This is a genomic window from Acidovorax sp., assembly GCF_022763525.1.
In the GTDB taxonomy this organism is placed as follows: domain Bacteria; phylum Pseudomonadota; class Gammaproteobacteria; order Burkholderiales; family Burkholderiaceae_C; genus Acidovorax.
Window position 1 is genome coordinate 1 of sequence record NZ_JALEGG010000292.1, and the last position, 22,461, is coordinate 22,461.

Consider the following 22,461-nt stretch of genomic DNA (forward strand, 5'->3'; position numbering starts at 1 on the left):
CAATCGCCTTGGCGACGGTGCGGACGTGTCTCACCTTCTAGAATCCACCCCGCCGGTCCCGGATGCACTCCAGGGCCGGCAGCGTTCTCAGGGCGGGGCGGAATTCCCCACCGGCGGTATTTGCGGGCTGTCACAGGCTTGCAAGAGCCCGCGAGCGCCTGCGGAGCCGTTCCTTGGAGCGGATGCGCAGGGTCAGCAGATCTGGTGCGATGCCAGAGCCGACGGTCACAGTCCGGATGAAAGAGATCGCGAAACCCACGCGCCCCGGGCGGGTGCCGGCCGGTGGGCGCGCAGCTGCGCGCCCGCGGGCTGCGCCATCTGCAAGGGGTACGTGTTCGCGCGCGCCCTGATTCTGGTCTGACCTTTGCGAGGAACCCATGAATCAGTTTTCTTCTTCTGTCTCTCCCCTGGCTCCTGTGGCTGCCCATCGTGGCGCCCGCGTGGCCATCATCAGCGCCAGCTGGCACCAGGACATCGTCTACCAGGCACGCGACGCGGCCCTGGCCGAGTTCGACCGCCACGGCCTGCCGCCTGCGCAAGTGGCGCTGTTCGACGTGCCCGGTGCGTTCGAGATTCCGCTCCTGGCCCGCAAGCTGGCGCGCAGCGGGCGTTATGACGCCATCGTGGCCTGCGCGCTGGTGGTCAACGGCGGCATCTACCGCCACGAGTTCGTCACCACCGCCGTCATCGACGGGCTGATGCGCGTGCAGCTCGACACCGAGGTGCCCGTGATGTCGGCCGTGCTCACCCCGCGCGACTTCCACGACCACGAAGACCATGTGCGCTTTTTCCGCGAGCATTTCGTGAAAAAAGGCACTGAGGTGGCCCAGGCCTGCCTGCAGACCATGGCCTACCTGCGCAAGCTGGCTTCGCCCACGCTGGCCACTGCGCCGCAGGGGCCGCACGCGGCACCGGTGGCTGAAGTGGCGTAGTTGCTTTTGCTATTAAAAATATAGCTTCCAGCGCTTGATGGATGAGCGCTGAAGGCCTGTTGAATTGAAGAAATCGCTTTGCCGCCTCAGCCTGCTGCCAGGCGGGGCTGGCGGTGGGCGGCAGCGGACGTGCGGCCACGCGGCGCAGCGCTGGCCTCCGTGTCGGCCAGGCGGAACACCGCCACCGCCTGCACCAGCTGCTGCGCCTGCACCTTGAGGCTGTCGGCCGCGGCCGCGCTTTGTTCCACCAGGGCGGCGTTTTGCTGCGTGGCCTGGTCCATCTGCATCACCGCCTCGCCCACCTGCGCCACGCCCGCGCTTTGCTCGCTGCTGGCGGCGCTGATCTCGCCCACGATGTCCGTCACGCGGCGGATGGCGCTGACCACCTCGTTCATCGTGGCGCCGGCCTTGTCCACCAGCGTGGTGCCTTGCTCCACGCGTTCCACGCTGGCATGGATCAGCGCCTTGATCTCCTTGGCTGCATCGGCGCTGCGCCCCGCCAGGCTGCGCACCTCGCTGGCCACCACGGCAAAGCCGCGGCCTTGCTCGCCCGCACGGGCCGCTTCCACAGCGGCGTTCAGCGCCAGGATGTTGGTCTGAAAGGCAATGCCGTCGATCACGCTGATGATGTCGGCGATCTTCTTGCTGCTGTCGTTGATGCCCTTCATGGTCGTGACCACCTCGGCCACCACGTCGCCGCCCTGCGCGGCTACGGTGCTGGCGCTCAGCGCCAGCTGGTTGGCGGTGCGGGCGTTTTCGGCATTGGCTTGCACGGTGGAGCTGAGCTCTTCCATGGAGGCGGAGGTTTCCTCCAGCGCGCTGGCCTGCTGCTCGGTGCGGGCCGAGAGGTCGTTGTTGCCCTGTGCGATCTCTGTGCTGGCGGCGGCCACGCTGTCGGCGTTGCTGCGCACGTCGCTGACCACGCGCGACAGGCTTTGCTGCATGTCGTGCAGCGCGTTCAGCAGCAAGGCGATCTCGTCTTTGCCGCGCACCTGCCGCGCCACCGTGAGGTCGCCGCCGGCCACGGCCTGCGACACGCGCACCGCGTTGTCCAGCGGGTTCACCACCGTGCGGCTGAAGGCAATGGCCCCGGCAATGCCCAGGGCGCACACCACCAGCATCACCACCAGGCTGATGGTGGTGGCGCGCTGGGCCGCCGCGGCAGCCCGCTCGGCCACCTCGCTGCTGGCCTTGGCGATCAGGGTGCCGGCCTGGTCCAGCAGCTGCGAGGGCTCGCGGTCCATGCCGGCCACGGCCTTGTCGCCCGCCTGCGCGTCGTGGTCGGCGGCCTGGAAGGCTTCAAACCCCTTGCGGTAGGCCGCGCCCATGCGTTCATGGGCTTGGGAAAATTGGTGCACGCGCTCGCGGGCTTCGCCCGGGGGCAGGGCAGCCAGCAGCTTTCGGGCTTGCTCGCCAATGGCTTGTTCCCGCTTTTCAAACGCCGTCCAGTAGCGGGTGAGCTGGGCCGGATCCTTGCCGCGCAGCAGCACGTTCTTCCATTCCTGCACCTGCACCTTGAAGTCGTTGAGCATGCTGGCCGCCATTCGCTCGTGCTCGAAGCTTTGCGCCACGGTGGTCTGGTAGGTGTTCAGGGCCTGGTTCAGGCGGCTGATGCCGAACAGCGCGGCTGCAAACAACAAGAGCAGCGACGCGGTGAAGGCAAGCGGGAGCTTGAGACTGAGCTTCATGGCGGACTCCTGGATTTGTGCAAAAACCAGTTCGGGGTGCGGGAAGGCGGTCGGACCGCGCCACCATTGTGGAGGTTTGGAAGAAATTTGCACGAGGATTCGGCATCTGCCGCCCAGGTGGCCGGCCTGCGCTCGGGTGGCTGCCCCTGCTTGCGCGGGTAAGATCCCGCCCCTGCGCGGACGCAAGCCGCGCCCGGGCCTGCGGACAGGGTGCAACCCACTTGCCGACTCCATGAGTTGATGACCAATGATTCCCTTTGTGCTGCCGGAACTGCAGGCCGTCGGCGTCCGATGCACGGAGGTTTCTCGTGAAACGCCTTTCCCCCCGGCCCGACCTGGGCCATCTCAAGAAACAAGCCAAGGCGCTCCTGGCCGAAGCCCGAGCCGGCGATGCGGCCGCGCTGGAGCGGCTGCGCCCGCTGCACTTGCCGGCAGGCACCGACCTGCGCCTGCACCACGCGCAGTGGTGTCTGGCACGCGAGCACGGCTTTGCTTCGTGGCCACAGTTCCAGGCCTTCGTGCAGGCGCGCCGAGCGCTGGCCGAAGACCCTGCGCGTGCCTTGCTGCGGTGGCTCTGCCTGGTGTACGCGGGCGATATCGCAGGCGGCAACCACACGGCGCGCCCTGCGTTGGCGCAGCAGCTGTGGGCCGAAGGTGCCGTGCCGCGGGCCGACGCCAGCGACCCCTGGCTGGCCTGCGCAGTGGGCGACCCGGTCCGGCTGCGTGAGCAGCTGGCGCGCGACCCGGCTTGGGTGCACCGCACCGGCGGGCCGCTGCAACTTCCGCCGCTGCTGGCAGTTGCGCATTCCAGCCTGGCGCAGCTACCTGCGTTTGCGCCGGGTTTGCTGGCCTGCGCCGACCTGTTGCTGCGCGCGGGCGCCGACGCCAACCAGCGCGTGGGTAGCCGCTGGCCCCCCGCGTCGCTGCAGGCGCCGGATGCCGCCCGTCCGCTGTCGGCCCTGTACGGCGCCGCCGGCGTCAACCACCACGCAGGCATCACCCGCCTGCTGCTGGCCGCGGGGGCCGACCCCAACGACGGCGAGTCGCTGTACCACGCGCTGGGCGGCCTGGAATGCACGCGCCTGCTGCTGGAGGCCGGCGCGCGGGTGCCCGGCACCAACGCGTTGCACCGCGTGCTGGATCTTGACGGCCTGCCCGCGCTGCAGTTGCTGCTGGCCCATGGCGCGGACCCCAACGAGCCGCTGGGCGGCAGCGCCCCCGGCGCGGCGCCGCTGCTGTGGGCCGTGCGCCGCCGCCGCTCGCTGGCGCATGTGCAAGCGCTGGTGGCGGCGGGCGCGGACCCCGCGGCGTGCACTGCCGAGGGCACACCCGCGCACATCCAGGCGCTGCGTTACGGGCTGCCGGAGGTTGCGGCCTACTTGCGCGGCGTGCTGGGCGTGGCCGAGGTGCCGACGGGCGAGCGCTTTGTGGCGGCCTGCGCACAGGGCGACGCGGCCCAGGCCCGCGCCCTGCTGGCCGCGCAGCCGGGCCTGGTGGCGGACCTGACGCCCGCGCAGCAGCGGCTGCTGCCCGAGCTGGCGGCCCAGCCCGGCTGTGGCGACGCGGTGCGCCTGATGGTGCAGCTGGGCTGGCCCATCGACACACCGGGCGGCGACTGGGATGGGACCGCGCTGCACCATGCCATCTTCCGGGGCGAGGCCGCGCTCACGCGCTTTTTGCTGTCGCATGGCGCGCGCTGGCAGGCCCGGCATGGCTTCGAGGACAACGCCTGCGGCGCGCTCGCCTGGGGCTCCATCAACACGCCAGAGCCCGGCGGCGACTGGGCGGGCTGCGCGCGGGCCTTGCTGGACCACGGTCTGCCGCCCGCTGCGCCGGACGCCCTGGGCTCCGAAGCCGTATGGCTGGATGGTCGCCTGATGCGCTTTTCGGACGAGGTGACGGATTGCCTGCTGGAGGCCGCCGCCTCGCGCTGAGCGAGTCCTACACCACGCCCTGCGCGCGCAGCGCCGCAATGCGCGCCGCGTCCAGTCCCATCTCGCGCAGCACTTCGTCGGTGTGCTGGCCCAGCGCGGGCGGCGCGTTGCGCAGCACGGGCGGGTTGGCCGACAGGCGCAGGGGGCTGGCCACACCCGTGATCTGCTGCACCCCGTCTTGCGCGGACTCGCCACCTACCCAGCGCGGCAGCGCCACCGCCAGGCCGCGCGCCTTCACCTGGGCATCGTCAAATGCCTGGGCAATGGTGTTGATGGGGCCGCAGGGAACGGCCTTGTCCTCCAGCAGCGTGATCCACTCGGCGGTGGTGCGTGTGCGGGTCACGGCCTCCATGGCGGGGATCAGGTCGGCGCGATGCTTCACGCGCAGGGTGTTGGTGGCAAAGCGTGGGTCGCTCGCCCACTGGGGCTGGCCCGCAGCGGCGCAAAAGCGCTGAAACTGCCCATCGTTGCCGATGGCCAGCAGCATCGCGCCGTCCTGCGTCGGGAAGTCCTGGTAGGGCGCGAGGCTGGGGTGGCTGTTGCCCTGGCGCGTGGGCGCCTTGCCCGTGGCCAGGAAGCCGGCGGCCTGGTTGGCCAGAATTGCCATGCCGACGTCCAGCAGCGACATGTCGATGTGCTGGCCCCGGCCGGTGCCGTTGCTGGCGTTGTCGCGCACGTTCAGCGCGGCGAGGATGGCGGTACTGGCGTAGACGCCGGTGAACAGGTCGGTCAGCGCCACACCCACGCGCAGCGGGCCGCCTCCGGGCTCGCCGTCGGACCGGCCGGTGATGCTCATCATGCCGGTCATGGCCTGGATCATCAGGTCGTAGCCGGCGCGTTCGGCATAGGGGCCGTCTTGCCCGAAGCCGGTGACCGAGCAGTAGATCAGGCGCGGGTTGAGTGCGTGCAGGCTTTCGTAATCGAGCCCGTATTGCTTGAGGCCCCCCACCTTGAAGTTCTCGACCAGGATGTCGGCCGCCTGGGCCATCTGCCGGATGAGCTCCTGCCCCTCGGCCGTGGCCATGTCGATCGTCACGGAGCGCTTGTTGCGGTTGCAGGCGGTGTAGTAGCTGGCCTGCGTGGTGTCGTTGCCCTCGGCATCCTTCAAAAAGGGCGGGCCCCAGTGGCGCGTGTCATCGCCTGCGCCGGGGCGCTCCACCTTGACCACGTCCGCGCCCAGGTCGGCCAGGATCTGCGTGCACCACGGGCCGGCGAGCACGCGGGAGAGGTCGAGTACCTTGATGCCTGCGAGGGCGCCTGCAGTTGGGGTGGGTGTGGTCATCGGGGTGGTTTGCTATTAAATTGATAGCTGCCAGCGATTGCATATCAAGCGCTAGAGGCCAAGTACGGTTGAAATTGGCATGAGGGGTGAGGTGAGCGTGTCTCCAAGCCAGGGACGCCGAGCAAGGGCCGCCCCGCAGCGAGGGCGTCGTCCCCCTTCCCGGCGAAGCCGAGAGAAGGGGGAAGGCGCGCAGCGCCTCAGGGGGATGTCACGAAAACGCTGCAATGCCCGTCTGGGCGCGGCCCAGGATGAGGGCGTGCACATCGTGCGTGCCTTCATACGTGTTCACCACTTCCAGGTTCACCAGGTGGCGGGCCACGCCAAACTCGTCGCTGATGCCGTTGCCGCCCATCATGTCGCGCGCCAGGCGGGCAATGTCCAGCGCCTTGCCGCAGCTGTTGCGCTTGATGATGGAGGTGCCTTCCACGCTGGCCGTGCCCGCGTCCTTCATGCGGCCAAACTGCAGGCAGGCCTGCAGGCCGATGGCGATCTCGGTCTGCATGTCGGCCAGCTTCTTCTGGATGAGCTGGTTGGCCGCCAGGGGACGGCCGAACTGCTTGCGGTCCAGCGTGTACTGGCGGGCGGTGTGCCAGCAGAACTCGGCCGCACCCAGGGCGCCCCAGGCGATGCCGTAGCGCGCGCTGTTCAGGCAGGTGAAGGGACCCTTCAAGCCCTGCACTTCGGGGAAGGCGTTTTCTTCGGGCACGAACACATCGTCCATCACGATCTCGCCGGTGATGGAGGCACGCAGGCCCACCTTGCCGTGGATGGCGGGGGCGCTCAAGCCCTTCATGCCTTTTTCGAGCACAAAGCCACGGATGGGACCCAAGGCGCCGCCCTCGGACACTTCCTTGGCCCAGACCACGAAAACGTCGGCCACCGGGCTGTTGGTGATCCACATCTTGCTGCCCTTGAGCTTGTAGCCGCCATCGACCTTGTAGGCCCGCGTAGCCATGCTGCCGGGGTCGGAGCCGTGGTCGGGCTCGGTCAGGCCAAAGCAGCCGATCCATTCGCCGGTGGCCAGCTTGGGCAGGTACTTCTGCTTTTGTGCTTCGGTGCCAAATTCATGGATGGGCACCATCACCAGCGACGACTGCACGCTGGCCATCGAGCGGTAGCCCGAATCCACACGCTCCACTTCGCGGGCGATCAGGCCGTAGGCCACGTAGCTCAGGCCGGGGCCACCGTACTGCTCGGGGATGGTGGGGCCCAAGAGGCCCACTTCGCCCATCTCGCGGAAGATGCCCACGTCCATCTTCTCGTGGCGGAAGGCATCCAGCACGCGGGGCGCCAGCTTGTCCTGGCAGTAAGCTGCGGCCGCATCGCGGATGGCGCGCTCGTCGTCGGTCAGTTGCTGGCTCAGAAGGAATGGGTCATCCCATTGAAAGGCGGCGTGGGCCATGTGTGTGTCTCCAGATTGCGAAAGGTGGACAAAAAAGCGAACGGACTGATGCGCATCGTAGGCCGGTGTCGTGGGGGCGGCAAGCGAGTTGTTTTCATCCAGATATGTGGTTGGGGAATATATGAAATACTTCTTCACCGATCCTGCGTTTTGGCTGCGGGGTTTTCAAGTTCCAACTCATCATGCGCCGCAACATTCCATCGACCCAGGCACTGGCCTGTTTTGAGGTCGCCGCCCGCCACGAGAGCTACACCCGCGCTGCGCAGGAGCTCTCGCTCACGCAAAGCGCCATCTCGCGCCAGATCCAGGCGCTGGAGGAATTTCTGGGCGTGCAGCTGTTTCGCCGCACGCGCCATGGCGTGGTGCTGACGCCCGCAGGCGCGCACTACGGCCGCCAGGTGGCGCGCTGGCTGCAGGGGCTGGAGCGCGACACGCTGGACGTGATGGCCCACCAGGGCGAGGGCGGCACGCTCACCCTGGCGGCCGTGCCCACGTTTGCCACGCGCTGGCTCATCCCGCGCCTGCCGCAGCTGGCGCGGGCGCATCCAGACATCGTGGTGCACATCGACACGCAGACCCGGCCTTTTTTGTTTGCCGACACCACGTTCGATGCTGCGCTCTACGCAGGCACGCCCGAGCAGGTGGCCAACTGGCCGGGCGTGCAGGCGCAACTGCTCATGCACGAAGACGTGGTGCCGGTGTGCAGCCCGCGCCTGCTCGAATCCGCAGCGCCCCGGGGCCGCGGCCGCGCCCACCAGAGCCTGCCCGCCGAGGCGCTGGCCGACTTGCCCCTGCTGCAGCAAAGCACGCGCCCCTACGGCTGGCGCCAGTGGTTCGAGACGATGGGGGTCGACGCGCCCCACGCGCTCGACGGGCCACGCTACGAACTCTTTTCCATGCTGGCCGTCGCCGCCAGCTACGGCATGGGCGTGGCGCTCATCCCGCCCCTGCTCATCGAGGCGGAGCTTGCCAGCGGCGAGCTGGTAGTGGCCTGCGCGCGCCCGTTGCGGGGCGAGCGGGCGTACTACCTCATCAGCCCCGCGCAGGCCCAGCCGCCAGTGCTGGCTACTTTCTCGCGCTGGTTGCAGGCAGCGGCTTCCGAGTCCGCGGCGGCCCCCTTGGCCGGAGCGTGAACGTGCTGAAGCGCCTTCTGCGCGCTCGCGCACCAATGGGGTTGCCGCGCTTGCGCCATGGTGGTGTGCTGAACTATTCTGGGCCAGCCTGAATCAGTCCCTCATCATCATCCACCTCCGTTCGAGAGAGAGCACCATGACGACGTACCACGCTCCGCATTTCGATCCCACGGTTGACGAGATCGAGACCCTCAAACAGCTCGAAATGGGCAAAGTCCTGACCGTGCCGCATGCGATCAAGGAGCATGTCTCTGCCCGCCTGCTGGAGTGGGGCCACATCGCCAAGAGCCCGAGTGGCCAGCTCTCCATCACGCCCAGCGGCCGCCAGATCATCCGACGGCAGGACAACTGATCCGCGGCCCAAGAAGCCGCAGCCGCCGGGAGGGTGCAGCCTGGCGCCGCCGCGTGTTTCTGATCTCCGGACCTGCCGCGCGGGTATTGCGCAGGGCCTCCACGCATGGACTGCAAGGCACCTATTCTTGCCGCCATGCCTGCTCTTGCCCCCGCCCCGCGTCCCCGCTGGCGCACTGCCGCGGTCGTCCTTGCCTCGGCCCTGCTACTGCAGGCTTGCAGCGCGGTACGCCTGGCCTACCAGCAGGTGCCGCAGCTGGCGGCCTGGCAGATCCACCGCCACCTGGACCTGACGGACACCCAGCAGGACCAGGTGCGCGAGGCCCTGAATGAGCTGCACCAGTGGCACCGCGACACCATGCTGCCCCGGCACGCCCGCCTTTTGCAGCAGGTGCAGCAGCAATTGCCCGGTGACGTCACGGCCGAGCAAGCTTGCGCGACCTATGCCGACGTCCGCACCCAGCTCGACCGCGTCATCGCGCAGGCCGAGCCGCGCCTGGTGTGGCTGGCCTCGCAGCTCACCGCAGGGCAGATCCGCCACCTGCAGAAGAAGCAGGCCGACAGCAACGCCGACTGGAAGAAAGAATGGCTTGATCCCACGCCCGGGCAACGGCGCGAGCTGCGCTACGAGCGCCTGTTGTCCCGCGCGGAAAGGTTCTACGGCCCGCTGGAGCCCCCGCAAAAGGCCCTGCTGCGCGAGTTCATTGCCCGGCAGTCCACCTGGGACCCACAGCACACCTACGCCGAACGCCTGCGCCGCCAGCAGGACTTGGTTCAGGTGCTGGAACAGATTGCACAGGACCGCGCCAACATCGCACAGGCGCGCACTCTGCTGCGTGGCTACCTGAACCGGCTGAACACTTCACCCGACGCCACGTATGAAAGCGCCGCCCGGCAGTGGGTGGAAGAGGGGTGCGCGGCCTTCGCCCAGCTGCACAACGCCATGACAGACGCGCAACGGTTGAAGGCCGTGCAGTCGGTCAAGGGATATGAACGCGATTTTTGGGTGCTGGCAGGGCGGTAGGGGTTGCCGAGTGGCAAGAACCGTGCGAGGCAACATCTCCGCCATAGCGTTCACGGGGAGGCTGACAGAGCAGCAAAAAGGCCAGTAGCTTGTGCAAGCTACTGGCCTTATCTGTGGTGCCCGGGGCCGGAATCGAACCGGCACGCCTTGCGGCGGGGGATTTTGAGTCCCCTGCGTCTACCAATTTCACCACCCGGGCGGGAATTCGTGAAGCCGCAAATTATGGCACAGTAGGGCGCATGAAATATCCGACGATTGAAGATGCGGTGGGCAACACGCCGCTGGTGGCGCTGCAGCGCATCGGGGCGCAGGACAACACGGCGCGGGGCAATGTGGTGCTGGGCAAGCTGGAGGGCAACAACCCGGCAGGTTCGGTGAAAGACCGGCCTGCGCTGTCGATGATCCGCCGCGCGGAGGAGCGGGGTGACATTCGCCCGGGCGATACGCTGATCGAGGCCACGTCGGGCAACACGGGCATTGCGCTGGCCATGGCGGCGGCCATCAAGGGCTACCGCATGGTGCTGGTGATGCCCGAGGATTTGTCCATCGAGCGGGCTCAGACCATGAAGGCATTTGGCGCCGAGCTGGTGCTCACGCCCAAGAGCGGCGGCATGGAGCACGCGCGCGACCTGGCCGAGGCCATGGAAAAGCGAGGCGAGGGCAAGGTGCTGGACCAGTTCGCCAATCCCGACAACCCGCGCATCCACTACGAGACCACGGGCCCCGAGATCTGGGAGCAGACGGGTGGACGCATCACCCACTTCGTGAGCGCCATGGGCACGACCGGCACCATCACGGGGGTTTCGCGGTTTCTGAAGGAGAAGAACCCCGGCATCCAGATCATCGGTGCGCAGCCGGAGGAGGGCTCGCGCATCCCGGGTATCCGCAAATGGCCGCAGGAGTACCTGCCCAAGATCTACGACGCGAGCACGGTGGACGAGCTGGTGTATGTGAGCCAGGACAACGCCGAAGACATGTGCCGCCGCCTCGCGCGTGAGGAAGGCATCTTTGCCGGCATCTCCGCCGCCGGGGCATGCTGGGTGGCGCAGCAGATTGCGGCGCGCGAAAACAATGCCACCATCGTGTTCGTGGTGTGCGACCGGGGCGATCGTTATCTGTCCACCGGCGTGTTCCCCGCTTGAACGCCTGGCCGGGCCGAGCGCGAAGGATTTCAATCAAATTGGCCTCTGGCGCTTTCGTGAAAAGCGCTGGCAGCTATTCAAAACATAGCAACCCATGCACTACGAAGTTCGCCATTGCTCCCACTGCGGCACCCCGCTGCAGTGGATCACCCAGGCCGAAGACGGCGGCGACAAGGCGCGCCTGCGCTGCCCGGCCTGCGGCTGGACGCACTGGAACAACCCCACGCCCGTGCTGGCGGCGATTGTGGAGGTGAACGGCAAGGTGCTGCTGGCACGCAACGCAGCCTGGCCGGGCAAGATGTTCGCGCTGATCACCGGCTTCATGGAGGCGGGCGAGTCGCCGCAAGAGGGCATTGCCCGCGAGGTGAAGGAAGAAACCAACCTGGATGTGCAGTCCACCACACTGGTCGGCGTGTACGAATTCCTGCGCATGAACCAGGTCATCATTGCCTACCATGTGGTGGCCACGGGCGAGGTGCGCCTGTCGCCCGAACTGGTGGACTACCGAATGTATGACCTGCACGAGCTCAAGTGCTGGCCCGCTGGCACCGGTTACGCGCTGGCCGACTGGCTGCGCACGCGCGGCCACGAGCCGGTATTCTTCACCGCCGAGGAAAACGCAGAACGCCGCCGAGGCCTGGACGAAGCGCTGCCCCCCAAAGACTGACCGACAACACCATGGATATCCACAAAGAAATCGACACCCGCGGCCTGAACTGCCCCCTGCCCATCCTCAAGGCCAAAAAGGCACTGTCGGACATGGCCAGCGGCGAACTGCTCAAGGTGGTGGCCACCGACAGCGGCTCGCTGCGCGACTTCCAGGCCTTCGCCAAGCAGACGGGGAATGAACTGGTCGAGCAGCAGACGGTGGGGGATGAGTTCATCCACGTGCTACGGCGCAGGTAGGTTCGTTCTCTGCGCTGGCGAAGCTCTCCCGCCGAGGGTACATGCGGCGGTGAGCAGAATGTTGGGGCTTTAATGGCTGCAGGCGCCTGCCAGACAAGCGCGAGCAGCTATGTATATGGGAGCATGGCGAGCGCGAGGCCGTTCCCTTGCGCCAGGCCTGGCGCCTACAGCGCCAGCGTCTTCAGGTATTCACGGAACTGCTCGCCCACTTGCGGGTGCTTGAGCGCCAGCTCCACCGTGGCCTCCAAAAAACCTTCCTTGCTGCCGCAGTCGTAGCGCTTGCCTTCGTACTCAAACGCATACACGGTTTCGTGCTGCATCAGCCGCGCGATGGCGTCGGTGAGCTGGATTTCGCCACCCACGCCGCGGGGCTGGTTGCGGATCTCCTGGAAGATGCGGGGCGTGAGCACGTAGCGCCCAGCCACCCCCATGCGCGAGGGGGCCTTCTCCGGCGCGGGTTTTTCCACGATTTCATCGATGCGGATCAGGCCGTCGCTGGCGCTTTCGCCCTTGACGATGCCATAGCGGCGCGTGTGCTCCTGCGGCACTTCCTGAACGGCCAGCAGCGAGCGGCCCTGCTTGGCGAAGGCGGCAGTCATCTGTGCCATCACGCCGGGGCCGCCAGTGTTGCCCACCATCAGGTCATCGGCCAACAGCACGGCAAAAGGCTCGTTGCCCACCAGCGGCTCGGCACACAGCACGGCGTGGCCCAGGCCCAGGCTGCGGGGCTGGCGCACGAACAGGCAGTTCATGTCGTCGGGGGCAATGCCGCGCACCAGCGCCAGCATTTCCTGCTTGCCGGCGTTTTCCAGTTCATTCTCCAGCTCGTAGGCGGTGTCGAAGTGGTCTTCGATGGCGCGCTTGCTGCGGCCGGTGACAAACACCATGTCGCGGATGCCGGCCTCGTACGCTTCTTCCACGGCGTACTGGATGAGGGGCTTGTCCACGACGGGGAGCATTTCCTTGGGAGATGCCTTGGTGGCGGGCAAAAAGCGGGTACCCAGGCCCGCAACGGGGAACACGGCTTTGCGGACAGTGGTGGCAACGGTCATGAGGCTCTTTCAGGACTATCAAAAATCGGGCGGATGCCCCGGGTCACCAAGGCGCATCCGCATCTGCCAGAAAGTATGGCGGCTGTTTCAGGCCAGCCGTGTCAGCTGATCGCGCAATCTGACGAGGGTCGCGGAGAAGTCGGCCACCCGTTTCTTCTCCTGGTCCAGCACCGCGGCGGGGGCCTTGGCCACGAACGCCTCGTTGGACAGCTTCCCGTTGGCCTTGGCGATCTCGCCTTCGATGCGCGCAATTTCCTTGGCAAGGCGGGCCTTCTCGGCGGCCACATCGATTTCCATGAACAGGCACATGCGCGCCTCGCCCACTACAGCCACGGGCGCGGCTTGTGCGGCGGCGGCCCAGGCAGCCTCGTCATCGAACACCTTCACTTCGCTGAGCTTGGCCAGCGCCTGCAGCACCGGTGCCACGCCGCGCATGAAGTCGGCGTCGCCCACCACATACATTGGCAGGCGGGTGGAGGGCGAGACGTTCATCTCGCCCCGCAGCGCGCGGCAGGTGTCCACCAAGCCCTTCACGCGGTCCATGTGCGCGATGGCGGCTTCGTCGATCTTCTCCGGCTGCGCCTGGGGGTAGCGCGCAATGCTGACTGAATCGCCCGGGATACCCGCCACGGGCGCCACCACCTGCCACAGGGCTTCGGTGATGAACGGGATGATGGGGTGGGCCAGGCGCAGGATGGCCTCCAGCGTGCGGATCAGCGTGCGGCGCGTGGCGCGTTGCTGTGCCAGACCCACTTGTGGGTCTTCATGGTTCATGCCCTGCTGGATCTGCACCTTGGCGATCTCCAGGTACCAGTCGCAGTACTCGTTCCAGACAAAGTCGTAGATCGTGTTGGCCACGTTGTCCAGGCGGTATTCCTCAAAACCCTTGGCCACCTCGGCCTCGGTCTTTTGGAGCAGCGAGGTGATCCAGCGATCAGCCTGGCTGAACTGCATGTAGCCGTGGGCGCTGCCGCCGGGCTGGCACTCTTCCTTGGTGTGCTCCTTCAGGCCGCAGTCCTGGCCCTCGCAGTTCATCAGCACGAAGCGGCTGGCGTTCCAGAGCTTGTTGCAGAAGTTGCGGTAGCCCTCGCAGCGCTTGCTGTCGAAGTTGATGCTGCGGCCCAGCGATGCCAGCGCGGCAAAGGTGAAGCGCAGCGCATCTGCGCCGTAGGCTGGAATGCCTTCAGGGAATTCCTTTTGCGTGTTCTTGCGCACGGTGGGGGCGGTCTCGGGCTTGCGCAGGCCGGTGGTGCGCTTGTCGAGCAGCGGCTCCAGCGCAATACCGTCGATCAGGTCCACCGGGTCGAGCACGTTGCCTTCGGACTTGGACATCTTCTTGCCCTGCGCGTCGCGCACCAGACCGTGGATGTACACATGCTTGAATGGCACGCGGCCCGTGAAGTGCGTGGTCATCATGATCATCCGGGCGACCCAGAAGAAGATGATGTCGTAGCCCGTGACCAGCACGGTGCTGGGCAGGTAGAGGTTGAAGTCGTCGGTGGCGCTGTCGCCCTGGTTGGGCCAGCCCATGGTGCTGAAGGGCACGAGGGCGGAGGAGTACCAGGTATCCAGCACGTCCTCGTCGCGGCGCAGCTTTTTGCCCGGGGCCTTAGCCTGGGCTTCGGCTTCGTTGCGGGCCACGATCACGTTGCCTTCTTCGTCGTACCACGCCGGGATCTGGTGGCCCCACCACAACTGGCGGCTGATGCACCAGTCCTGGATGTTGTTCATCCACTGGTTGTAGGTGTTCACCCAGTTCTCGGGCACAAACTTCACGTCTCCACTGGCCACGGCGTCAATGGCCTTTTGCGCAATGCTCTTGCCGGTGGGGTCGCCTGCACCCACCTTGCTCATGGCCACGAACCACTGGTTCGTCAGCATGGGCTCGATCACCTGGCCGGTGCGGGTGCAGATCGGCACCATGAGCTTGTGCTTCTTCACCTCCACCAGCGCGCCGATGGCTTCCAGGTCGGCCACCACGGCCTTGCGGGCCACGAAGCGGTCCATGCCCTGGTACTTGGCGGGGGCGTTCTCGTTGATGGTGGCCTGCAGCGTGAGCACCACGATCATGGGCAGCTTGTGGCGCTGGCCCACGGCGTAGTCGTTCTGGTCGTGCGCGGGCGTGACCTTCACCACGCCCGTGCCGAATTCCTTGTCCACGTATTCGTCGGCGATCACCGGGATCTGGCGGTCGCACAGCGGCAGGTTGACCATCTTGCCGATCAGGTGCGTGTAACGCGCATCTTCAGGATGCACCATCAGCGCCACGTCGCCCAGCATGGTTTCGGGGCGGGTGGTGGCCACCGTCAGGCTGCCCGATCCATCGGCCAGCGGGTAGGCGATGTGCCACAGCGAGCCGTCCTTTTCTTCGCTCTCGACTTCCAGGTCCGACACGGCGGACTGCAGCTTCGGGTCCCAGTTCACCAGGCGCTTGCCACGGTAGATTAGGCCTTGCTCGTAGAGCTTCACGAAGGTGTCGGTGACCACCTTGGACAGCTTGTCGTCCATGGTGAAGTATTCGCGGCTCCAGTCCACGCTGTCGCCCATGCGGCGCATCTGCGTGGTGATGGTGTTGCCGGACTTTTCCTTCCACTCCCACACCTTGCTCACAAAGTTCTTGCGCGCCTCGGGCGGGGTGGGTCCCATGTCGTAGCGGCTGATGCCCTGCTCCTGCAGCTGGCGCTCCACCACGATCTGCGTGGCGATGCCTGCATGGTCGGTGCCGGGCACCCACACGGTGTTGAAGCCGCGCATGCGGTGGTAGCGCGTGAGGCTGTCCATGATCGTCTGGTTGAACGCATGGCCCATGTGCAGCGTGCCCGTCACGTTGGGGGGCGGTAGCTGGATGGAGAAGGCGGGTTCGCCGGCCTGGGGGGCACCGGTGCCGCGGTATCCGGCGTTGCCATACCCGCGCTTTTCCCATTCAGGGCCCCAGTGCGCTTCCAGCGCGGCGGGTTCAAAGGACTTGGACAGGCTGTCGAGGCCGGGTTGTGCAGTGGTGTCACTCATGGCGCAATCGCAAATGAAAACGGCATCCCCCAGGGTTGCTGGGGATGCCGTCAGGTTGACTGGAGGCGGGATGCGGTGATTTTACCGGCCCGCCTCCGTGCAGCGTTTCAATGGGCGGATTTGAAGCGTTTTTGGCCTCCAGCGCTTTCTGGATAAGCGCTGGTAGCTATCAAATAAGTAGCGTTCAGGCCTTGCCGGGCACGAACTCGGGCCGGTCGTTCGCTTGCGGCTTGAGAGGTGCGGCCACCTTGCCCTCGGCGCGCTCCTTGCGCCACTGCTCCTTGCGGGCCGTCCACTCGGCCAGGCGGGCGTGGGCCACGGTGCTGTCCTTGGCCATCTGTGCCTCATCGGCCAGCTGGGCCGACAGCTCCAGGCGGATGCCGTTGGGGTCGAAGAAATAGATGCTGTGAAAGATGTGGTGGTCCGTCACGCCCAGCACTTCGATGCCGTGGGCCTCCAGGCGCTTCTTGGTGTTCTCCAGCTCCTGCACGTTGTCCACGCGGAAGGCGATGTGGTTGACCCACAGCGGCGTGTTCGGCGACGGCTCGGCCTTCACATCGTCGCCCAGGTCGAAGAAGGCGATGAACGAGCCGTCCCGCAGGCGGAAGAAGAAGTGCGTGTACGGGCAGTACTCGCCGGTGCTGGGCACATAGTCGCTCTGGATGATGTGGTACAGCGGCAGCCCCAGGATGTCCTCGTAGAAATGGCGCGTCTCCTCGGCGTCGCGCGCCTTGTAGGCGTAGTGGTGCAGCTGCTGGATGGGCGCGGGCGGGGGCAGGGTGGCCCGATCGGGCTTCACGACGGCGTTCATGCGGTGTCTCCTCAAATGGGTAGTGACAATTCTACTATGCGTAATTGATTTACGTTAAGTTAATTTTATCCAGGCGATACTGCGATACATTGTGTGTTCACGTTTTTCTTTGCCCTGAGGTATTCGTCCGATGCGCCTGTAAGCCCCCCAAGCCTTTCTGCCCTGCCTGCCCTTCATGGGACCCAGCGGGGTTGTTGTGTGTCTTGTCTGGAGCGCTTGCATGGCGAAATCTTCATCCTGGGGCGACAGTGCCCATGGCAGCCGCAATGCTGCCGCCGCTTCGGTGGCAGCATTCCCCGCCGGCCCATCCGTCCTCCAATTCCACGATGTCACCTGGAATTTGCCCAGCGGCGACGCGCTGTGGGCGCAACCGCTGAACCTGGCATTGGGGCCTGGAATCACCGGCCTCGTGGGCGCCAATGGGGCCGGCAAAAGTGTCTTGTTGCAGCTTGCGCAGCGCACCCTGGCCCCGGCGGGCGGCATCGTGATGGGCCACCCCCTCCTGCAAGCGGTAGCGCAGGAAGTCGGCGCGGCGCCGGGTGCCACCGTGGCCGATCTCGCGGGGCTGGGCCCGGTGCTGGCGGCACTCGCGCGGCTCGAGTCGGGCACCGGCACGTCCGATGACCTGTTGCTGGCCGATGGCCGGTGGGATGTGCCTTCGCGCTGGCAAAAGGCGCTGGACACGCTGGGGTTGGGCCATGTGCCGCACGATCATGCCGCGCAACGCCTCAGTGGCGGCGAGCGCATGCGCGTGGCGCTGGCAGGGGCCTTTTTGTCGGGCGCTGATCTGCTGGTGCTGGACGAGCCCACCAACCACCTCGACCGTGCCGGCCGGCGCTGGCTCATGGAATCGTTGGCGCAGTGGCCCGGTGCCGTGCTGCTGGCCAGTCACGACCGCGAACTGCTGGGCATGGCGAACCCCATCGTTGCCTTGTCGGCCGTGGGGCTGAAGCGCTACGGCGGAAACTGGGCCATCTACCAGGCACAGCGCCAAGCCGAGGCTGCTGCCGCGCAAGACGCGCTGGACCATGCGCGCACCGAGCGCGCACGCGGCCTGCGTGCGCTGCAGCGCGCGCACGACGCGCAGCAAAGCCGCGCGGCTCGGGGGCGCGATGCCGGGCGCACGGCCAACCAAGCCTCCATCCTGCTGGACCGCAAGAAGAACAGCGCCCAGGCCCATGCCGGTCGGGAGCATGAGCGCCAGCAACTGGAGCGCCAGCGGCTGAACGATGCGGTGCGCGAAGCCGCGCAGCGCGTTCCGTCGAGCGTCGCACCCGCGCTGGTGCTGCCGCAAAGCGCCGTGCCTGCCGGCAAGCAGGTGCTAGCGTTCGAGGGGCTTGCGCCGCCGCATGCGCCGCCCGGCTTTCCCCCGCTGAACGGTGTGTGGAGCGGGCCGGTGCGCATCGCCATCACCGGACCCAACGGCTGCGGCAAGAGCAGCCTGCTGCGCGCCATTGCCGACCCTGCACACGCAGGTGCCGGGCGCGTATGCCGCGGGGTGCGGGCTGCCTGGCTGGACCAGTACCACGGCGGGCTGCTCGTGCCCGGGCAGAGTGTGCTGCAGCGGCTGCAGGCGCTGGGGACGCCCTTGGCTGAAGACGCGCTGCGCACGCACCTGGCCCAGCTGGGCCTGGCGGCAGACAAGGTGCAGCGGCCCGCCGGTGTGCTCAGTGGCGGAGAGCGCATCAAGGCCGCGCTGGCATGCGCCTTGTGGTCGGGCGAGCCGGCGCAAATGCTGCTGCTGGACGAGCCGACTAACCACTTGGACGTGGACGCCATCGAGGCCCTGCAGTCCGCGCTGCAGGCTTTCACGGGCGCCATGGTCGTGGTGTCGCACGATTTCGTTTTTTTGCGCGCGCTTCATCCCGACGTGGTGTGGGCCTGGCAGCCGACAGGCTGGGAACTGGATGGCTCGCTGGAGGCCGAATGCGGCGCAGGGTGACTGCGCGCACGGCGCGCAAGACGTGCAAGACGCACCATGCGGCCACAAAAAAGCCACCCGCTGCAGGGATGCAGGGGGCGGCCTGTGGCCCATTTGCCGCGCCGCCGCTTACTGTGTGGGCGGGCAGCGCGGGCGGCTGCGGATGCTGATTACTGCTTCACGGCTTCGATCTGCACCACCAGGCGCACGTTCTTGGGGAAGCCCCATTCCACGCCGTAGTTCATGCCCCACTGGGTGCGGTCGATGGTGGTTTCAAAGTCGCCACCGCACACTTCGCGCTTGAGCATCGGGCTGTCGTAGCAGTTGAACTGCGTGGCCTTGAGGGTAACGGGCGCGGTCTTGCCCAGCAGTGTGAGCTGGCCGGTCACTTCGCTGACCTTGTCGCCGTTGAAGCTGAACTTGTCGGACACGAACTTGATCGTGGGGTGCTTGGCTGCGTCGAACAGGTCAGGGCTCTGCAGGTGCTTGTCGAACTGCGGCGTGCCGCTGTTGACGGAGGTCGTGTCGATGGTGATGTCCACCTTGCCGGTCTTGGCGGCACGGTCGAACTCCACCGTGCCTTGCTTCTTGTCGAAGCGGCCGCGGTTGGTCGATGCGCCGAAGTGGCCGATTTCGAACGTCACGAAGGTGTGCGTGGGGTCGATGGCGTAGTTGGCGGCCTGGGCGGCGCCAGCAGCGAGGGTGGTGGCAGCGGCCACGGCGAGCAGGGAGAACAGGGATTTGCGCATGGAAAAGACTCCTTGAAAAGAGGAACTACGAAACGAACCAGGGAGAGAAAAGTGGGGGGATGAAGAGCTGGGGCGAGCGAAGGCTGGTCATAGCTTGCCGACGCCTGTCAGCGCCAGCTTGAACTTCACGGTCACGTCGTCGGCCACCATGGAGGTGTCGGCCCACTCGTTTTCGCCGATCTTGAAGGCCAGGCGCTTGATGGGGAGTGTCCCCGTGGCGGTGGTGTTGGGGCCGCTCTGGGTCAGGGTCACCGGCACCACCACGTTCTGCGTAGTGCCCTTGATGGTGAGCTTGCCGGCCACTTCAAACTTGCCGCCGCCCAGCGCCTTGATCGTGGACGACTCGAACTGGGCCTGCGGGAACTTGGGCACGTTGAACCAGGCGGGCTTGGGCAGCTCGGCGTCGGTCTCGCGCGAGCCCAGCGTGGCGCTGCCGGTGTCCACGGTGAAGGCAATCTTGCTGGTCGCCAGCTTGGCGGGGTCGAACGCTACCTGGGCGCTGAACTTCTTGAAATGGCCATCGAGCGGCACGCCCATCTGGCGCGCAGTGAACTGCACCTCGCTTTGGGCGGGCACCAGCTGCTGCTGGGCGAAAACCGCCTGGGCGCTGAGGGTGAGGGCTGCGCCCAGCAGGAAGCGGGACAGGGTGGTAGACAAATTCATGCGGAAACTCCGTTCAAAAAACAGAAAGTGAAAGCCGTCATCAGCGATCCGAGGCCCGTCGCCCGTCGCCCGCTGCGGCTGAAACTGGCGGGGCCGATACGCCATCGCGCCCGTGGAACCGGCTTTGCCGGGCCGGTCGGTGCGTCCCCCTCCCGCGTCGCGCAGCGAGGCGAGAGAGGGGGAAGAAGCGAAGCGGCTCAGGGGGCGACTCATTCACTACGGCAGCATGCGAGAGAGCAGCCCATCGCGGTCCACGATGTGGTGCTTGAGCGCACCCGCCACGTGCAGCACCACCAGGCCCGCCATCGCAAAGGCGGTGATCTCGTGCCAGGGCTTGATGGCTTCGGCCAGTTCCTTGCTCACCGGGACAAAGTCCGGCAGCTGCCACAAGCCCAGGAAAACAATGGGGAATCCCGCCGCCGAGCTGTAGGCCCAGCCAATGAGCGGCACGGCAAAGAACAGCAAATACAGCAGCCCGTGCGTGGCATGGTGGGCCATCTTTTGCCAAGCTGGCATGGCATGGGCAATGGCGGCAGGCAATGGAGGGGGGCGGTGCACCAGGCGCCACAGCAGGCGCAGCGCCGACAGCGCGAGGATCGTGACCCCGGCCCACTTGTGCCAGTTGTAGAGCTTGAGCCGTTGCGGTGAAAACGGCAGGCTGGTCATGTAGAGGCCGACCGCAAACAGGCCGATCAACGCCAGGGCCAGGATCCAGTGCAGCAGCATGGCGGTGCGGGTGTAGCGGCGGGGCGGCGCTGCATCAACGTGGCGGGGGGCGTCGGCTGGGTGGTTCATGAACGGCGGCGGCAATGGCAATGGGGCTTGGCGAGGTGACGGCAGGGCCCGCATGCGATCACCTGCGGGCTGATGTGCGTCAAGCGATGGGGCAGTGTAGGAAGCCGAAAGCGCATGGGCCTTCAGACGGATTGATGCCTCAATTCAAAAAAAATGAATTGATAGGACCTTAGCGATCAAAGTTCCCCAACGTTGTGCAAAACCCAAACGAATGCGCCGTCAGCCTTACCGTGGGGAGCGGAGGCCCGCAACCCGATTGCGGCAGGGCGCGTGGCCTGCGCAAGGGTGGCGAAGGGAGGGGATGGGGAGCGGGGCGGGAGGTGCTTTCCAGAGCCCCGGTGGAGGTGCTACCGCCCCAGCGCAGCCTTTTTCCAGGCTTCGGCGGCGGCGCTGTCGTCGCCACGTTGTTCCGCCAGTTCTGCCAGGTGGCGCCAGGCGCTGGACCGCAGGCTGGTGTCGGCCAGTTGCTGAGCTGCCTGGGTCAGCAGCTGTTGCGCTTTGCCCCACAGCTGGCGCTGCAGGCAGGCCATGCCGGCCAGGTACTGCAGCCGAGCGTCGCGGGGGTTGGCCTGCTGGGCGGACTCGATACGGGCCAGCCAGGGGCCATCGAGCTCGTCCAGGCCGGCTTCGAGGGCACGCACCAGCCGCAGGGCATGGTTCTCGGCCAGCGAATCCGGTTCTTCCACCATGCGTTCCCACACGGGCAGCAGCCAGGCGCGCACCTGGGTGGCGTCGCCGCCCAGCGCCGCGAGGCGGTGCGAGGCGTGGATCGCCAGCTCGGGCATGCGGCGCTCTGCGGGCTCCAGCGAGAGCCAGATCTGCTGCAGTTGGGCGATGTCGTGCGCACTGTTGATGAGCTCGCTGGCCAGGCCGCGCACGATGGTCTGCGCCGCGGTGGGGGAGAACGCCCGGTGCTTGCCCAGCAGGCGGGCCGTGTCAAGCGCCTCTTGGGTCTGCCGCGCCAGCCGCGTGGCCTTGAGCTTGATGCGCAACGCCAGCGTGCGGCGGGCGGCGCCTTGGGGCAGGGCCGCCAGGCGTTCCAGCGCGGCGTGGGCGTCACGGTCATCCAGGGCCCAGCGGGCGGCACGCATCTGGGCGCCTTCGCGCATTTCCTGCTCGTTCACGCTACCGCGCGCGGGGGCTTCGTGCAGGGCATCCTGCAGATGGCTTTCGCGCGTCGCGCCGTCTTGCAAAGCGTGCGACGCCTCGGCCGCGATCATGTGCGCAAGCGCCCGCAGCTGGCGGCCGTGGGGCACACCTTCGCCTGAGGCAACCAGTGCGCTTTCTTGCGCGAGGGCCGCCACTGCCGCCTTGCGCGAGCGGATGAAGCGGCCGCCCAGCATGTGCGTGAGTGCGTCGAGCAAGGCCGCGTGCATGGCGCGCTCCTTTTGCTGCAGGCGCCAGTGGCGGGCCTGCCGGGGCAGCTCCAGCAGCGCGGCCAGAGCGCGCAGCGCGGCGTGCACGGTCACGAAGCCGCCCACCAGCAGCAGCACCACCATGTTCAGCGACAGGTCGATGCGGTAGGGCGGCCAGTACAGGGTGACGGTGCCCTGGTTGTTGCCCGCAAACAGCGCAGCCGCGACGGCCACGCCAAACAATGCCAAAAGCCAGAGTGCAGCGCGCATATCAGTCAGTGATCCAACGTGCCAAGCTGTCCACCTCGTGTG

The 22,461-nt window shown here is 66.8% G+C and carries 19 protein-coding genes, 1 tRNA gene and 1 riboswitch; of the genes, 9 read left to right on the top strand and 11 right to left on the bottom strand.

The genetic code is table 11. The features are described 5' to 3' along the window. The first annotated feature begins 79 nt into the window (after positions 1-79). Positions 80-252: riboswitch (FMN riboswitch) on the top strand. A 125-nt stretch (positions 253-377) separates the two neighbouring features. Next, positions 378-932 carry a 6,7-dimethyl-8-ribityllumazine synthase gene (locus MRY84_RS22230; RefSeq protein ID WP_291507851.1) on the top strand — a complete coding sequence of 185 codons (555 nt, stop codon included), beginning with the start codon at positions 378-380 and terminating at the stop codon, positions 930-932. A gap of 86 nt (positions 933-1,018) precedes the next feature. Here MRY84_RS22230 and MRY84_RS22235 read toward each other — a convergent pair whose 3' ends face one another. Next, on the bottom strand, positions 1,019-2,620 hold the full coding sequence (locus MRY84_RS22235) for a methyl-accepting chemotaxis protein (protein ID WP_291507852.1): 1,602 nt from the start codon (positions 2,618-2,620) through the stop codon (positions 1,019-1,021). Positions 2,621-2,928: 308 nt separating this feature from the next. On the opposite strand from MRY84_RS22235, the gene MRY84_RS22240 reads away from it, so the two are divergent. After that, positions 2,929-4,554 carry a hypothetical protein gene (locus MRY84_RS22240; RefSeq protein WP_291507853.1) on the top strand — a complete coding sequence of 542 codons (1,626 nt, stop codon included), beginning with the start codon at positions 2,929-2,931 and terminating at the stop codon, positions 4,552-4,554. Between the two features lie 7 nt (positions 4,555-4,561). Here the strand turns inward: MRY84_RS22240 and MRY84_RS22245 are convergent, their stop codons facing one another. After that, positions 4,562-5,836: a CaiB/BaiF CoA-transferase family protein gene (locus tag MRY84_RS22245; RefSeq protein WP_291507854.1), complete on the bottom strand. Its 1,275-nt coding sequence runs from the start codon at positions 5,834-5,836 to the stop codon at positions 4,562-4,564. Between the two features lie 208 nt (positions 5,837-6,044). After that, complete coding sequence (locus tag MRY84_RS22250; RefSeq protein WP_291507855.1) at positions 6,045-7,238, bottom strand: acyl-CoA dehydrogenase; 1,194 nt, start codon at positions 7,236-7,238, stop codon at positions 6,045-6,047. Positions 7,239-7,420: 182 nt separating this feature from the next. Here MRY84_RS22250 and MRY84_RS22255 point away from each other — a divergent pair, with 182 nt between their 5' ends. The 3 genes from MRY84_RS22255 to MRY84_RS22265 all read left to right on the top strand — a co-directional run bounded on the left by MRY84_RS22255 (position 7,421) and on the right by MRY84_RS22265 (position 9,746). Next, entirely contained in the window at positions 7,421-8,371 is a 951-nt protein-coding gene (locus MRY84_RS22255; protein WP_291507856.1) for a LysR family transcriptional regulator, read from the top strand. 136 nt (positions 8,372-8,507) lie between these two features. Further along, positions 8,508-8,723, top strand: a complete 216-nt coding sequence (locus tag MRY84_RS22260; protein WP_142144263.1) for a hypothetical protein — start codon at positions 8,508-8,510, stop codon at positions 8,721-8,723. Between the two features lie 135 nt (positions 8,724-8,858). Beyond that, complete coding sequence (locus MRY84_RS22265; protein ID WP_291507857.1) at positions 8,859-9,746, top strand: DUF6279 family lipoprotein; 888 nt, start codon at positions 8,859-8,861, stop codon at positions 9,744-9,746. Between the two features lie 114 nt (positions 9,747-9,860). Here the strand turns inward: MRY84_RS22265 and MRY84_RS22270 are convergent. Further along, positions 9,861-9,945: transfer RNA gene (locus MRY84_RS22270), tRNA-Leu, on the bottom strand. A gap of 40 nt (positions 9,946-9,985) precedes the next feature. Between MRY84_RS22270 and cysM the strand changes: the two genes are divergently transcribed. The 3 genes from cysM (at position 9,986) to MRY84_RS22285 (ending at position 11,794) form a co-directional block, all read left to right on the top strand. Continuing rightward, a complete protein-coding gene (gene cysM / locus MRY84_RS22275; protein WP_291507858.1) occupies positions 9,986-10,888 on the top strand; it encodes a cysteine synthase CysM in 903 nt (300 codons plus the stop codon). A 94-nt stretch (positions 10,889-10,982) separates the two neighbouring features. Further along, positions 10,983-11,555, top strand: coding sequence for an NUDIX domain-containing protein (locus MRY84_RS22280; RefSeq protein ID WP_291507859.1), 573 nt, complete (start codon positions 10,983-10,985; stop codon positions 11,553-11,555). Between the two features lie 11 nt (positions 11,556-11,566). Further along, positions 11,567-11,794, top strand: coding sequence for a sulfurtransferase TusA family protein (locus MRY84_RS22285; RefSeq protein ID WP_142144271.1), 228 nt, complete (start codon positions 11,567-11,569; stop codon positions 11,792-11,794). Positions 11,795-11,958: 164 nt separating this feature from the next. On the opposite strand, the gene galU is transcribed toward MRY84_RS22285, so the two are convergent. The 3 genes from galU to MRY84_RS22300 form a co-directional block, all read right to left on the bottom strand. Further along, the gene (gene galU, locus MRY84_RS22290; RefSeq protein WP_291507860.1) at positions 11,959-12,846 is read right to left on the bottom strand and encodes a UTP--glucose-1-phosphate uridylyltransferase GalU; all 888 of its coding nucleotides are present in this window, start codon (positions 12,844-12,846) and stop codon (positions 11,959-11,961) included. A gap of 87 nt (positions 12,847-12,933) precedes the next feature. Continuing rightward, positions 12,934-15,855, bottom strand: coding sequence for a valine--tRNA ligase (locus tag MRY84_RS22295; protein ID WP_291507861.1), 2,922 nt, complete (start codon positions 15,853-15,855; stop codon positions 12,934-12,936). A 184-nt stretch (positions 15,856-16,039) separates the two neighbouring features. Next, entirely contained in the window at positions 16,040-16,666 is a 627-nt protein-coding gene (locus MRY84_RS22300) for a VOC family protein (protein WP_291507862.1), read from the bottom strand. Positions 16,667-16,886: 220 nt separating this feature from the next. Here MRY84_RS22300 and MRY84_RS22305 point away from each other — a divergent pair, with 220 nt between their 5' ends. Next, positions 16,887-18,608 carry an ABC-F family ATP-binding cassette domain-containing protein gene (locus MRY84_RS22305; protein ID WP_291507863.1) on the top strand — a complete coding sequence of 574 codons (1,722 nt, stop codon included), beginning with the start codon at positions 16,887-16,889 and terminating at the stop codon, positions 18,606-18,608. Positions 18,609-18,757: 149 nt separating this feature from the next. Here the strand turns inward: MRY84_RS22305 and MRY84_RS22310 are convergent, their stop codons facing one another. The 4 genes from MRY84_RS22310 to MRY84_RS22325 form a co-directional block, all read right to left on the bottom strand. Next, positions 18,758-19,336: a YceI family protein gene (locus MRY84_RS22310; RefSeq protein WP_291507864.1), complete on the bottom strand. Its 579-nt coding sequence runs from the start codon at positions 19,334-19,336 to the stop codon at positions 18,758-18,760. An 87-nt stretch (positions 19,337-19,423) separates the two neighbouring features. Beyond that, the gene (locus MRY84_RS22315) at positions 19,424-19,999 is read right to left on the bottom strand and encodes a YceI family protein (RefSeq protein ID WP_291507865.1); all 576 of its coding nucleotides are present in this window, start codon (positions 19,997-19,999) and stop codon (positions 19,424-19,426) included. Between the two features lie 216 nt (positions 20,000-20,215). Further along, positions 20,216-20,794, bottom strand: coding sequence for a cytochrome b (locus MRY84_RS22320; protein WP_291507866.1), 579 nt, complete (start codon positions 20,792-20,794; stop codon positions 20,216-20,218). 347 nt (positions 20,795-21,141) lie between these two features. Further along, positions 21,142-22,419, bottom strand: coding sequence for a heme biosynthesis HemY N-terminal domain-containing protein (locus tag MRY84_RS22325; protein WP_291507867.1), 1,278 nt, complete (start codon positions 22,417-22,419; stop codon positions 21,142-21,144). Between the last annotated feature and the right edge of the window lie 42 nt (positions 22,420-22,461).